The organism is Pseudoalteromonas sp. QJM3NY_22 (assembly GCF_056173065.1).
In genome coordinates, this window is the sequence record NZ_JBWBTZ010000002.1 from 710,966 (window position 1) to 724,853 (window position 13,888).

Here is a 13,888-nt window from a genome sequence, read left to right on the forward strand (position 1 = left end):
TAAAACAATCTTATTTAAAATAATCAATATGTTATTTAGTAAATAAAGGAATCGTCGCCTCATCCATATTATTAATAGCATTAATATCTTGATTATCTTTTGTTTCATCATATTTAATTAAAATACATGTCACATTATCTCTTGCACCTCGAACTAAAGAAGAGTGCATTAATGCCATACCCGAATCAATAATACTATTTGGTTCTAAAGACATGCATATATCGTCATCAGATAATTCCCCAGTTAGCCCATCAGAACAAAGTAAAAATATATCACCGGTTCTTATTTTATCTTTAATAACATCCACTTTTACATTTTCCATAACACCAACTGCGCGTGTTATTACATTAGATAAAGGATGATTTTTCGCTTCTTCAACAGAAATAACCCCTTCATCAATCAAGTCATTTACTTGGCTATGATCTCTTGATATCTGCTGAAGCTCACCATCACGTAATAAGTATGCTCGGCTATCACCAGCCCATAAAATATGGTAGTTCCCATCTTTTAAAAATAACGCAGTAACCGTACTGCCCGCCGTTTTATTATCTAGATAAGAAGCACTGTATTCACTGAGCTGTCTATTAGCTTCTTCAATCGCCCCCACAATATGAGAAATACTTAAAACATCTAATTCAAGCTCTTGAACTTTTGTCCTAATAACATCAACAACTAACTGGCTTGCGACTTCACCGGCTTCATGGCCTCCCATGCCATCAGCAACAACCCACAGGTTATGACTATTAATTTCTACATGGGCATCTTCATTTAGTTGCCTAACAACACCTCGGTGGGTAATGGCATAACTTGTACAAAATTTACTAATCACTATTTTTTACCTGCGTATAATTCCATTCCCAATGTTTCCACCTACCATCTAACATGGCTGCAACTTGATTTACAGGAGGTAGTGCAGATGTAATAAGCACCATTGGTTTGATGTTAAATGAACCATGTGTCCACCAAACGCTATAATCACCATGTTTCTTATGTAATATGGCATGCATTGCATCTTCTAAAACATTATCTGACAGCTCAGTACCTGAAAATTCAAACGCCTCACCCGCTTTGTTTTTATCGGGTGAATGAGAATAGCTGACCTGCTTTTTTTCAGCCGTCATTATATTAAGCGTTTGAGTGACCTCTTTTCTCCACGAAAAAAGATCAACCGAGCCCTCTAATACTTTTAAAACCACATCTTCATACTCTAAAGAAAACACACCTGAGTTTAATATAGCAATAGGGTCACTTTGCGTCTCACTCAATAGAGTAAAAGGATAATGCCTTCCAACCGCATCCATACTCGGTATTATGGTTCCCATAACCCCGTTGTCGCCAACTATATTAGGGCTTAAAGCAAAGTGCCAGACAGGCGCTACCAAGTAATTATCCTGCCATGCTTCTCCTAGCTGTTCCTTACTAACAGCAATGGCTGCTTGTAACCATTGCTCCCAATGCTCAGAAAATGCCTTAGAAACGTTATCTTGGACAAAGTCGCCTAAAGAGGGCACTTTACCAAGATAACCTATATTTATAATCGTGTCGGACATGAAAACTTCTCTACGCTTGTATTCCAAAATGGATGTCTGATTGATTTAGGCAACAATTCGACTTTTGCATTATTTCCCATAATTGAAAAGTGCAGCTCTAGATCGTTACGAGTTTGGCTTCTTTTTTCGCTAAGCTCATCAAGCATTCTATAAAGTGACCATTCACCCTGATAAGTTGTGTTAATTGAGCGGCCACCATTTGGAGGCGTAAACACCACTCTTGTTTTACTTTGACCAGATGCTCCAGGCCAAATAAAATTTGTTACTTTTAATGGACCATGTCGGTAAGTCATTGACTGTCCATCAATTTCTATCATAAGGCTAGACACTGTTTTATCCAGTTTAAATGTTCGTAAACCAAACTCTATTCTAGGGGTATTACTTCCACCATCAAAAAAAGCGGTTTGGATTTGATAAGCATGTTCAAACATTTTTAATGTTCCACTGCTAATACCAATGTCTTTTTCAAACTTCCATGGACTTGAGCTTATATCAACGCTAGGCGCAACATAGCTATTGAAAAAGCTATCAATGGTTCCACCTGGTCCAAAAAAGCGAGCAAAGTCTTTCATATTTACTTCTTTATCTGCCTGTGGAGAGAAAGGGTACCTTCCCACAATCGCAGCATTGTATTCTCTTAAAACTTTGCTTTTCCAAATTTCGTTCAGGTGCCTGTTTGCACTATTTTTGGTGATATTACTAGTGTCTCTGCTTATATCTAATAACCAGCTATTAAATGGATAAGGTAAATCTCGACTTTGAAACTCTAATTGACGTATAAAGCTTGGTTTACTCTTACCACTAATTTGATCTTTTATTGAATACTTAAGCTGATCGCCTCGATCGAGCTTGGTTAAATAAATATTAAGCTCTCGCAGATTTTTCTGAATATTATCGAGCTGTTGAGAATCAATGTTTATCACATCTTCAAATGCTTCTTCGACTTGGTAACCTGGCAACTTTATGTCGAACTTAGGCGCTTCGTCAGGTAAAAATCGCTTGATCCTATTTGCTTTCGTTTGCATTGCAATTTCAGCAGCATTAGCAGCCAATTTACCTGCTGCTTTTTGATTTTCCGATACCGGTAGTTTTGTCAGCTGAACATTCTTTTGAACTGCAGTAATAATATTTTTAATTGGCGCTTCTGAACCCGCTAATACATCCGTAATATTAACGCCCTCTGCCGGTGAGCTATATTGATTAAGACTTAAGTCATCTAAGAACGACTGCCAATAATGAATATAGTCTTGAAAATAACGCTGCTCTAATTTCTTTTCTATTTCATCTTTTGAAATGTCGTAAGTGCCTGATGCTTCTTCACCATATACCCAACTACTGGCCATTAAATTACCTAACATTTTACTTTTTTCAACGTTAAAAATACCGTGAAATCCATTAAATGTGTACAACCCAGGGATATTTCTGGTTAGCTCACCATTATTACGAAACGTAAATTTTTGCGCACTTTCAAAACTAATAATATCGGTTAATCTAAATGGCGGAATACTACTATTAAGGAAGTCAGCTTGCAGACGTTGATACGCTCTTTCTGCTATAGGCAACTTAGTTAATTCAGCGCGTGCAGTACGTACCGCTTGGTTATCAACATCAGTTTGATTAATACCTTTGTTCAACAAAGCTGAAATATGACCCATTAATTCATCTCTAATTTGAATACTCTTATCACCCGGAAGGTTTCTTTCTAAGTAAGCATCAAACCATGCTGTAATGTCTTCACTTTCAAAATACTCTGGTTGAAATAGCATTAAATAACACTTCAAAGTCTCATATAAATAACTAAGGTGCTCTGGATGGGCTGCCATTTCTTTTATAAGGGTATTGCTGATAAATGGTTCTAAATAAGTTTGTAAAGAGCGATCGTAAGCATTAACAGAAGATGCTTTAATTTCATTTAATTTATTAAAACCAAATGATGGTGACTCTTCCGAGTCCATTAAAAATGGCGCACTTGCTGGTAAATTTCTCAGCGCGTTTAACCTATCATTTAAAACCACTAAGTTATTTCGATCAAATGACGCTGAATCAAGCTCTTGATATGTCGAAATAGCCTCTTCAGTTTCTGCAATTAAATTACTATTCCATGCAAAACTAAAGTACCAAGAAATTGAAAAGCCAAATAGCGCAATAACAGCTAATGAGATACTAGCAACGCGTAGCCATTTATTTTGTTTGTCGTGATGTTTATTTGTACTTGCTAAATTTTGCTCTGGAAAAATCACGCTTTCTAAAACATTTTTTATAAAAAAGCTTTTTGATTGATTTATATAATCTGTTTTACCTGAGTTAACATCATTCAAAAAGCTAGAAGGCGTTCCTTCTTGAGTTGCGCTCGTTAAGTAAACGCCCCTAAACATGGGCAGCTCTTCATATGCATTAGGTGTAAATATTTCTTTTAAAAAGCCATCAGCGACACCTTGAAGTACTCTTAGCTGCCTAGGGAATTCGAATATTTTAGCTCTAATCGCTTCGTTTCTTTCATTTATCAATCTGCGATTAAGCATTTCTGTTAATTTAGAAATTAAAGTATGAAATTCTTTATTAAACGCTTCTACCTGGGTGTCTTTAGCAAGATCAAGCTCAAAGGTAACTCCCCATACTTGTTCACATTCTTCTTCCGTTAATTCGCCAAAAAACTCTCTGAATCCTTCAATTAAATCAACCTTAGAAAAAATAACATAGACAGGAAATGTCATCCCAAGCTGATTTTGAAGCTCTTGTAGCCGTTGCTTTATTGCACGTGCATGCAAGTTACGCTCAGTTTTAGTCTGACTCATCAACTCAGATATACCCATGCTGATCATCACACCATTAATTGGCCTAAGTGGACGATACTTTCGCAATAGACCTAAAAACCCTTCCCATGCTCGTGAGTCATGTTTTGCATGACTATTTTGAGTTGTATACCTACCGGCGGTATCGATCAATACCGCTTTATTAGTAAACCACCAATCACAATTTCGTGTACCACCGATGCCATGAACTAAATCAACGCCCAGTTTATCTTTTAATGGATAATCCAATCCTGAATTATTAATAACGGTTGTTTTACCCGCGCCAGGAGGGCCGATCATTATGTACCACGGCAACTGGTAAATATTTTTACCTTTGAACAACTTAACATCTTTTAACAAGTCGATAGCTTCATTCATTCTTGTTTTTAGAGTCGTGATTTCTTCGTTTACTTCACTGCCGCCTGAGTCATCGCTATCGATTAACTCATCAGCCATTTTTTCATCTCTTTTATTTTGCTGCACAAGACGATAAATTTTTGTCACAGAAAAGAGCAACAATATAAGTAATATTGTTAGCAACCTTGCAGCAATACTTGCTAAAGGGACGTAATCTGCCACTGCAATTAAAGGACCACCAAACCAAATCAATAATGATAAAGCTAGGAAACCTATAATTAGCATCGCGGTACGAGATGTAAGAGCGTATGTCATTTTTTTAAATTTTTGCGAGAAACTCATATCAGCCTCATTAAAATAATAGATCGATTTCAATTCGTCGGTTCAATGACCTAGAAGCTGAATCTGAATTGCTGGCGATTGGCTCTGCGGCCCCTTTACCTTCAGGCCATAAACGGCCACTAAGGTTAGTACTTTTAGCCATAGAATTAGCAACTTGTGTTGCTCTAGCTAAAGAAAGGTGCCAATTTGAGGGGTATCTGTCGGTACTAATAGGCGTGTCGTCTGTGTGACCCGTAATTAATATTCTGCCTTTTGTTCCCTCTAAACTAAGTGCAAGTTTCTCAAGAATAGGCTGAAAAGAAGGCAGTAACTGTGAATTACCTTGATTAAACAAACTTTCACTTTTGATGGAAATTCTGATCCGATCATTACTTTTTTTAACAACCACAATCCCCCTCTGTATTTCGGTTTGTAGTAGCTGCTCTAAAACTAATAGTTGCTGGTCTTTTTTATCGACAGTTTGCTCATTTGCGAGTGGATGAATAACGGCAAGTTTTTCATTGATAGCAAAAACATCATCATTGAGTTTCATATTGATAAATAAATAAACGGCAAGTAACACGAGCCCTAAAACAGAAAAAATCACCCAAAGCGGTACTTGATTTCTAAGTTCAACACCTGCAGCAACTCGCTCCTTCCAATTAGGTGATAACTTGTTATTGATTGGCCCATCTAATTGATTTAAAAGGTGGTACATCTGAGAACGGTATTCTTCAACTTTATTATCACCAACAGTATCTAATCTATATTTGCCCTTAAAACCAAGGTTTAAACAATGATACTGTAACTCTAAAAATTGCTTGTTTTTTTCAGGTTGTAACAGCGCGTCATCGAGTAATGTATAAAAATATTCACCACCAAATGTTTCTTTATGGAATGTAGATAATAAGCTTTCATCTGCCCATTCCATTGAGCTCCATTTTGAATTTAATACCGATTCATCGAGAATAGCACATAGGCAGTAGCGCGCATTGTTGATGATATCTTTAGATAAATTTTGGTTGCGAACTTCAACTTCAAACCGCTTTATGGCTTCAACACAACGGTGCTTTAAAGCTGCTAAATTTGTCATTTCGGCTGATTGACTAATAGATATGACTATTGAAAAACAGTCAGTTGCAGCTTCTAAAAGAGGGTTTTTAAAGATAGACACTTTGACGCTACTTGGTAGCTTTGTCGATGGCGATTCGACAGACATCACCGTTTTATCAGCATCACTGTCAGTATTTGCTTTACTAGAGGTATCACGTCCTAATCTACCAGGGCGTGGTTTGATAATGGTTTCGTCCATTGAAACTCTTCCTTTAAAATTAAGTTCTAATTGCCCAAAGGCTTAATTGTAGTTCTGGGTAGCTACCTGATAAATGAATGGCAATTCCGCCACTAGAGCGCAACTTATCCCAATGCTCTCCCTGTTTATTTAATTCAAAATAATGGAAACCTGCATGATATGGGATTTGTCTTGGGGCTGTTGGTAAACTACTGATTGTTATTCCTGGTATTTGGTTATTAACAAGATCACGTATAGTTTCTACACTGCCTATTTTTATCTGTGATGGCAGTATTTTACGTAACTCTTCATGCGGAACACTTGCTTTTATTGCTAGAATAAATTGAGCTGAATTTAGCACCGACTTATCGTTTAATGCACCAAATGAAATTCCAAATTTGCTTTGTTCTAACTTTATTTCAGTTGCTGTTTGCTCAATAACATGACTCAACGACTGATATAGGAAGTTAACGACTTCGCTAAACACTTGACCCAAGTTTTTATGATCGTATTTAGGGAGCTTAGGAACTCGTTTATTAACAGTACTAAACGTTGACAGCTCTCCGGCAAGCTCAATCAACCTAATATACAAGATATTTGGATGGATATTATTGACTGATAATAAGTTGTCAAATACTGCATCATACTTATTTAATGTTTGCAGCATAATAAAGTCGGCAACTGATGTACTTCCTGCATATCCTTGACACAATCTAACGGCGATGCTTTCTGAGCGCTGTTTGATCATTGAACCAATTTCGCGAACAAGACCCAAAAGAGGCTTGCATTGCCCTACTTTTAAAGATGCCGGTATATACTTATTATCTAGCTTTATTTGCCCTTCACTACTAACGTCTAGAATTCTTGCTAAAGGCAGCAATATATAACCAGAGTGATCATCAGAGGAAAGTACTAACTTACTATATATTTTAGCGACTTGAATAACTTCTTGAGATTGCGCCCCCACTAAATCGTCACTCACTGATAAATCATTCAATTTATAACGAGTTACAATATTTTCTTCTGGGGCAGATAAGTTTATGCCGCTATTTTTCAATGCCGGTATTGCAAGATAAACTATCTCGTCATATATATCTTTGCCGACCACTAATGGCTCAGGCAAAGAAGTTGACTGAGGCATATCTATCGGTAGTAAATCTGGGGTAATTGCCGACAGTGATTCAATCGCAAATTGACCCGATTTTAGCAGTTCAGTATCAATTGCTACCTCAAGTATTCCCCAAGGATCTGCAAGGTTACCACTGCACACTTGTTGGATTACATTCGCAATATGTTTATCTGATTGCTGGAAGTGTTGCGGCCTTAAAAACATCCCTTCAGTCCAAGCAACACGAGTGTTATCACCCATTTTACAAATCCTTTTTTTATTTCTCTCTCATGTATGTAGCAATAGCTTCTACATTGACATTTATATCATCATAACCGGTAGGATCAACTTCAATTACAGCTCTCCATCTTGCCTGATCAATGTTTCTATAAGCAACCACAACCCCCACATAGCGAGTGTTTCGATTGAGACTCATTTTATATTTTTGTACTGTATTTGGCTGTAATTCAAGCTCGTCTTTTTTTAACAGATCAGGCCCTAATAATTTTTCAGGCGTATCGTAAAGGCTAAAAAAATCTTGTGTATCAAAAATAGTTCGAGAACTAAGTTCAAATATTTTCATAACTACAGGTGAAGGTCTATCCGACGTATCAGGATTAACATTCTTAGATACATTAATAATCAGATCTGTTGAAGGCGGAACAAGTTTATTAACGGTAGAACATCCTAGTACTAAAAATAGTAAACTAAAACTCATTAAGTAGAGCTTAATTTTATACATTGTTTAATTTCCTTTCTAAAGCGTTTCTTTAAGTCTATCGTTGTATGCCTTTAAAAAATCATCTGACATAGCCATTGCCCCTTTGGAACTAACGTCTTGTGACAAATCATCATGTAAACTCTGATATAACTTCCAGCATTTAGATTCAATTTGCCCAGGGATAATTTTTAATACGTTAGAATTATCATTTGCTTGCTGACTTATCTGTTGGGGAGAAACTTGGTCTAATATCCCTTTAAGTACACCATCTGCACCGGCTAATAACGCATGTTCGTGCCTGCGAGAGTCAATAAAGCTTTCATTTATCGACTCCTTAGACGAAAGGAAGCTTGCACTATTCCTTATGAATAAATTCTGAATAACGTCATCTATATTAGCAGAAAATTTTAAAGGGTTGTTTTGTTCAGTTTGAAACATTGTATGATTTAACCTCAATTGACTTTTTACATGCGCTCTTTGACGTAAAGAGTCCATAAGGCCATTGAGTAATAAATTAAGGCCTTGCCCCATTTCAAACCAATGCTTTTCTGTATTTAACAAATTTTGTACTTCAGGCTTTATATTTAAACCTTTTAAAAATGCATCAGATAACGCAGTACTGTTTTTTGCAGCTATTTTTGGTGATGCAGTCTCGACAGTTTGTTCTTTAGGGGCTATTTTTCGACTTTCCGATTGTACTCGTGGAGAATTCGTTTTTAACTTTTGAACATTCACAGAGTCATGTTTTGATGCATCGGAGTGTTCTGGGTTCATCAGGCGTGATAAATCATCCCAATCTTCTGGGATCTGGTTACCTGAGTTCAAAAAGGGCTCTTGCACCATAGAAACTCCAGGCATTGATTCATCTAAAATAGATTCGTCTAAAAACTGATGCGATTGTGAAAATGAATCTTTACTATCCGCACGGTAATTATTATCACTATTCTGACTGGCCGAAAAATCGGTATTACTCACTGGTGAAACGCGATCATCAACCAACTTAACATCAATTTGAAAGTCGCCAATAGTTAATACGTCACTGTCAGCAAGAACCTGCCTATTTCCTTGACCAAGTGGGGTTACAGCAAAGTTTATAAAGGTGCCATTCGTTGAATTATCGTAAATATAAAAAGAATCACCTTCTTTTACGATTTGTCCGTGTTTACTTGATATTATTTTTTCAGGATCGGGCAGATGCCAATCACAAGCCTCAGAGCGACCAAAGATGAGTTTATCTACTACAGTCTTAGATGCTTCAATTTCAGGTGAGAGTCTATGATAACTAGTTATGTTTAGTATCAGTTCCATTTGATAAGTCAGTCCCTTAAATCTTTATTGTCGGTAGGATAAAGTAGAAGAGAAACTATTGTCAACATTGAAATTAATATATAAATATAGACTGACTTTTGTTGAGCCATAAAATACTGTAAAAATAAATATTAACTTAATCGATATACTGAACAATTGTGGCCGTTAATATTTTTACATTTCGGCAAAAATCCGTTCTCTATAAAATGAAAAAGTAAAACCTCAATTGATTTATCTTGATTACTTAATCTCATTCATTGACGCCCTAAACTCTCTTTTTTACTTAAGTATGTGCTCAAAAGTGGGTTTATTTTTTATATTTTTATAAAGTTACATTTGTTAAATATTCCCGATAGCGTATAAATTAGCTGTTTCAAAATTTAGATATAAATATTCAATAATTGAAACATTGCTATAGTCGAGATTTTTTGTAAAAATGTACGACAATATCAGAGGGAAATTGATAATAAGTATAAAGCTTACCTTTGTAATTATTTAAATAAACACAATAAAAGGATTTATAATGACCGGTATTAACAACCCGAGTGACAAAACTCAAATTGCATCACTTGATTCTAATCAAAAAAGAACCTCTGCTAAAAATAAGATTAACCTCATCGGAAAAAAGATTTCCGATCGCTACCTGGTTGAAGAACTAATTGGACAAGGCGGCATGTGCTACATTTACAGAGCGCGTGATACCTTCTTAGAAAATGTAAATCGTGCTGAAGCATTTGTTGCTTTAAAAGTGTTGCAAGAAGAGTTTTCATACTCAGAAGAAGCAATTACTCTTCTAAAAGACGAAACAGCAAAAACACAACAGCTCTCCCACCCTAACATCGTTAAAGTGTTTTCAGCAGATTCCGATGGCGATTTATATTACGTCACAATGGAACTTGTTGAGGGAGAAACTTTAGAACAAATAATTAAACGCAACAAGCCCTCAGGCATGGCATTTAAAAAAGCGAAAGTGATTTTAGAACAGCTTGCTGATGCTCTTATATATGCACATTCAAGAGGGGTGATTCATAATGACCTCAAACCATCCAATATCATATTTGACAGTAATGGGGACTTAAAAGTACTCGACTTTGGTATCGCAAAGCATAAAAACATTGAAGATGCGTATGCCGTTAGAAGTAATGTTGAGTTGGGCGATATTGGCGGTTATACACCGACCTACGCAAGTCCTGAACAACTAAATGGTGCCAGTGCTACCGTTAAAGATGACGTGTTTTCATACGCATGTATTGCGTTTGAACTATTAAGTAGTAAACATCCATTTAATCGAGTTGCAGCCGATAAACTACCAAAGAGTACCACTGCTAAACGTCCAAGCAATTGTCCACTTTGGTTATGGCAAAGTATAAATAATGCACTATCGTTAGAAACGTCACAACGACAAAGTTCTTTATTACCTATTTCTAAAAAACTTAAGTCTAATTTAAAGCCAGCGATCGGTTTAGTCGCTGCATCCGTTATTTTAGTTATTGTAGCTATTCAATATCAATTAGCTAACACTGTGCAAGTGAAGCAACTAGAGGCAAAACTTGATAATGCGAACGCAATTAATCAACAAGTAGAAACCTGGATGTCTTGGAATGGGCCTCATATTTTAGATAAGTTAGCTGAAATTCCTCCGCAGTACGAAGTATTAAAGCAGGGCCTATTAAGAGTAAATCAAACGAGCATATTAGGCAGTTTTGATAAAAGAGCTAATAACTTTAATAATAATAATTCAAATAAATTTAAAGATTTTGATAAAACAATTTCAATCTACTCTAAAGCTCTCGACTACTACCCTGACTCAGAAAAACTTTCAGTGCAGTTAGAGAGCATCCTAAGAGAGCGTCAGTCAATAATTTTTGATATCACATCGAGAATTAATTTATTGTTAGAACAGTCTCGTTATAACGAAAGTGACAATAATAATATCCCGCAGCTAATTCAAGACTTAAAAGAAGTTGATAATACCTACGTGTACGAGCCCTCTTCCTTACATTTTGATAATTTTAAAATAGCGTTAGACAAAGCAGTAGAAGAAGATGACGTAATTGCGCAAAAAGCACTCTTAAATGTTGGTAAAGCGATATTTACCAGCAATCAAAAAGCTGAACTCCTTTTCGCAAATTTACTCAAAAGAGAATCTGCAATTGATGCACTGACCTTTTATCAGAAAAAATTAGCGATAGGTGAGCAAATTACCTACCCACTCTCGGATGCTATTGTTTTTTATCAACCAAGATTTCAACGTTACTCTGAACAATTGGAAGGTATTGAGGATTACAAGCAGCTACTAGAGTTTGAAGAACTTATTAATTTAGAGTCTGCTGATCTACCAACTGATTTCCCTCTTCTAGTGACATTAAAACAAGATTTGTCAAAGCGATATATTACAATGGCTAATACTCTAATGAAGCAAAAAATGTACCGAACTGCGGAGCAATTAGTCGAAAGAAGTGAGGCCATTACGCAGTCGTTAGACAGTCGTTAGACAGTCGTTAGACAGTCGTTAGACAGTCGTTAGACAGTCGTTAGACAGTCGTTAGACAGTCGTTAGACAGTCGTTAGACAGTCGTTAGACAGTCGTTAGACAGTCGTTAGACAGTCGTTAGACAGTCGTTAGACAGTCGTTAGACAGTCGTTAGACAGTATGCTGTAAATAAAATAGTTAGGCTACTAACTCAGAGTTTGTTTAGATGATGAGCGTAGCAATAAGAAAATAACTATAATTGAATATATGGTGGATACATATTAGACTATCCACCGCTTTTTAAACGAGAGTCAAGGACGACGAGTTGAGCTTTTAAGACACTCCTCCAAGATTTTTCGTAACCTTCAACATTTTTAAATTACTTAATGGAGTATCGATGAAAAACTTAAGCGCACTTGCAGCCATCCTATTACTAAGCGGTTGTTCAACCACCTCAACAGTTGATAAAGTCGTCACTGAGGTTGTTACCGAAGCCAAAGTAGATGTTGAAGAAGTTGTAGCACCAATTTCATTAACCGTTATTACGACTCCCGCAGATGCTCGCGTTCGTATTATGAACATAAACCCGGTCTATCAAGATGCCATTGAGCTAAAAGAAGGCAAATACGATATTGAAGTCAGCAGAGCTGGATACCAAACCTACAGAAAATGGGTCGTTGTTGACAAAAAAACTATTTTAACTGTTGGATTAGATGAAGCACTAACAAGTCAATCTGAACAGTAAGCCATTTATACTGTTAAGTAACCTGAACTCTGAGTAACCTGAGTTCTGCTTAAGCGATAACTAATGCGTTAAGCTCTACGTCAGTTAAATTAAGGTGTGGCTTCTTTTCTTTCAAGCAATAAGCCACCAATCCAGCGACTAAATTCAACATAAAGCCGTTCATACTCCGATGTCTTGAATGTTCAATGAAGGATATGTTCTTGAGCTGGTCATTAATTGTTTCGATTATAAAGCGTTTTGAAAGCATTGCTCTATCCCATAATGACATCGCTTTTGCCTTCATATTTTTGCGAACCGTCGTAATGAGCTTTACCCCTTTATCGAGTAAATCGGCTTCTAAAGCTTTACTTAAATACCCTTTGTCACCATATAATTTATCCGTCAGGCAGCTCGCTAACTCACGCACTGGTTGAGTATCATGTACATTTCCTGTTGTCACTTTCGCAGCAACAATTTCACCATGGTGATTAACGATTAAATGTAGCTTGAAGCCATAAAACCATCCCATTGTTCCTTTGCCACGCTGGGCTATTCCATCAAAGGTTTTGTGTCTTGGAATACGAATATTATGGCACACTTTAATACATGTGGAGTCAATGAATTCAACGCCTGTGGGTTTACCTTTAAGTGAAGTAAAATAGGCACACATCGGCACAATTACCCTTGGCATAACGGCTAAAAATAGTGTGTAACTGAGCAAGTTGGGAAATTCACTTTTGTACATAAGTGATACATAGCCAAGGTAGTAATTTTTGAAATCTCGGTGATGTGACATATGAAAACTAATAACAATAGTCATAATTTCACTGGTCGTCATACGTCCTGAACGCTGACGTTTTTGGGTGCCATCTTCGAGTAATTGTTTTTCCCATTGGGGTATAAATACTTTGCAAAAATCATCGACATCGCAAAATAATTCAACTAATTTAATCATGCCTGTTCCTTGCTTATCCAATCGTTTTTGGTCGAAAGATCGGATCTCGGAACAGGCATTTAGTTCAATTTCTTAAACGAGATTCAGGTTGAGTAATATATTATTTACCAAAGTGCATATTCTCCCCAGCTTTGATCACCCAATGGCACTAACTTTGATCACTTATTCTCATTAAGCTTTGATCACGAAAATCACTCTATAATGATCACTTTTGTGTTCTTAATGATTTTGCCGATCAAAGCTTAATGCCACTCGTAACCGAGTTCACGTTTTATCATTTTTGTAGGT

Annotated in this window: 10 protein-coding genes; 2 read left to right on the top strand and 8 right to left on the bottom strand. The window is 36.5% G+C overall.

What is annotated here, in order from left to right:
- Positions 1 to 31 precede the first annotated feature (31 nt).
- Genes AC0VZ4_RS23500 through tagH form a run of 7 tightly spaced genes read right to left on the bottom strand, consistent with a single transcriptional unit; the run spans position 32 to position 9,448 of the window.
- Positions 32 to 829 (bottom strand): PP2C family protein-serine/threonine phosphatase, encoded by a 798-nt coding sequence (locus AC0VZ4_RS23500; protein ID WP_007377096.1) that lies wholly within the window; start codon positions 827 to 829, stop codon positions 32 to 34.
- Entirely contained in the window at positions 822 to 1,550 is a 729-nt protein-coding gene (gene tagF / locus AC0VZ4_RS23505) for a type VI secretion system-associated protein TagF (protein ID WP_007377097.1), read from the bottom strand. The genes AC0VZ4_RS23500 and tagF overlap by 8 nt, the downstream gene beginning before the upstream one ends.
- Complete coding sequence (tssM, locus tag AC0VZ4_RS23510; RefSeq protein ID WP_475441784.1) at positions 1,532 to 5,041, bottom strand: type VI secretion system membrane subunit TssM; 3,510 nt, start codon at positions 5,039 to 5,041, stop codon at positions 1,532 to 1,534. Before tssM ends, tagF begins: the two co-directional genes overlap by 19 nt.
- A gap of 10 nt (positions 5,042 to 5,051) precedes the next feature.
- Positions 5,052 to 6,332 carry a type VI secretion system protein TssL, long form gene (gene tssL / locus AC0VZ4_RS23515; RefSeq protein WP_033028450.1) on the bottom strand — a complete coding sequence of 427 codons (1,281 nt, stop codon included), beginning with the start codon at positions 6,330 to 6,332 and terminating at the stop codon, positions 5,052 to 5,054.
- A 19-nt stretch (positions 6,333 to 6,351) separates the two neighbouring features.
- Positions 6,352 to 7,680: a type VI secretion system baseplate subunit TssK gene (gene tssK / locus AC0VZ4_RS23520; protein ID WP_008137773.1), complete on the bottom strand. Its 1,329-nt coding sequence runs from the start codon at positions 7,678 to 7,680 to the stop codon at positions 6,352 to 6,354.
- A 16-nt stretch (positions 7,681 to 7,696) separates the two neighbouring features.
- A complete protein-coding gene (tssJ, locus tag AC0VZ4_RS23525) occupies positions 7,697 to 8,161 on the bottom strand; it encodes a type VI secretion system lipoprotein TssJ (protein ID WP_007377101.1) in 465 nt (154 codons plus the stop codon).
- 15 nt (positions 8,162 to 8,176) lie between these two features.
- Positions 8,177 to 9,448 (bottom strand): type VI secretion system-associated FHA domain protein TagH, encoded by a 1,272-nt coding sequence (tagH, locus tag AC0VZ4_RS23530; RefSeq protein ID WP_475441785.1) that lies wholly within the window; start codon positions 9,446 to 9,448, stop codon positions 8,177 to 8,179.
- 523 nt (positions 9,449 to 9,971) lie between these two features.
- Here tagH and AC0VZ4_RS23535 point away from each other — a divergent pair.
- The gene (locus AC0VZ4_RS23535) at positions 9,972 to 11,942 is read left to right on the top strand and encodes a serine/threonine-protein kinase (protein ID WP_475441786.1); all 1,971 of its coding nucleotides are present in this window, start codon (positions 9,972 to 9,974) and stop codon (positions 11,940 to 11,942) included.
- 376 nt (positions 11,943 to 12,318) lie between these two features.
- The gene (locus AC0VZ4_RS23540; protein ID WP_007377104.1) at positions 12,319 to 12,666 is read left to right on the top strand and encodes a hypothetical protein; all 348 of its coding nucleotides are present in this window, start codon (positions 12,319 to 12,321) and stop codon (positions 12,664 to 12,666) included.
- 49 nt (positions 12,667 to 12,715) lie between these two features.
- Here the strand turns inward: AC0VZ4_RS23540 and AC0VZ4_RS23545 are convergent, their stop codons facing one another.
- A complete protein-coding gene (locus AC0VZ4_RS23545; protein ID WP_475441613.1) occupies positions 12,716 to 13,600 on the bottom strand; it encodes an IS982 family transposase in 885 nt (294 codons plus the stop codon).
- Between the last annotated feature and the right edge of the window lie 288 nt (positions 13,601 to 13,888).

Coding starts and splice junctions, on each gene's coding strand:
- tagF (WP_007377097.1), bottom strand. CDS start 1,550: ATGTCCGACACGATTATAAATATAGGTTATCTTGGTAAAGTGCCCTCT.
- tssM (WP_475441784.1), bottom strand. CDS start 5,041: ATGAGTTTCTCGCAAAAATTTAAAAAAATGACATACGCTCTTACATCT.
- tssL (WP_033028450.1), bottom strand. CDS start 6,332: ATGGACGAAACCATTATCAAACCACGCCCTGGTAGATTAGGACGTGAT.
- tssK (WP_008137773.1), bottom strand. CDS start 7,680: ATGGGTGATAACACTCGTGTTGCTTGGACTGAAGGGATGTTTTTAAGG.
- tssJ (WP_007377101.1), bottom strand. CDS start 8,161: ATGTATAAAATTAAGCTCTACTTAATGAGTTTTAGTTTACTATTTTTA.
- tagH (WP_475441785.1), bottom strand. CDS start 9,448: ATGGAACTGATACTAAACATAACTAGTTATCATAGACTCTCACCTGAA.
- AC0VZ4_RS23535 (WP_475441786.1), top strand. CDS start 9,972: ATGACCGGTATTAACAACCCGAGTGACAAAACTCAAATTGCATCACTT.
- AC0VZ4_RS23540 (WP_007377104.1), top strand. CDS start 12,319: ATGAAAAACTTAAGCGCACTTGCAGCCATCCTATTACTAAGCGGTTGT.
- AC0VZ4_RS23545 (WP_475441613.1), bottom strand. CDS start 13,600: ATGATTAAATTAGTTGAATTATTTTGCGATGTCGATGATTTTTGCAAA.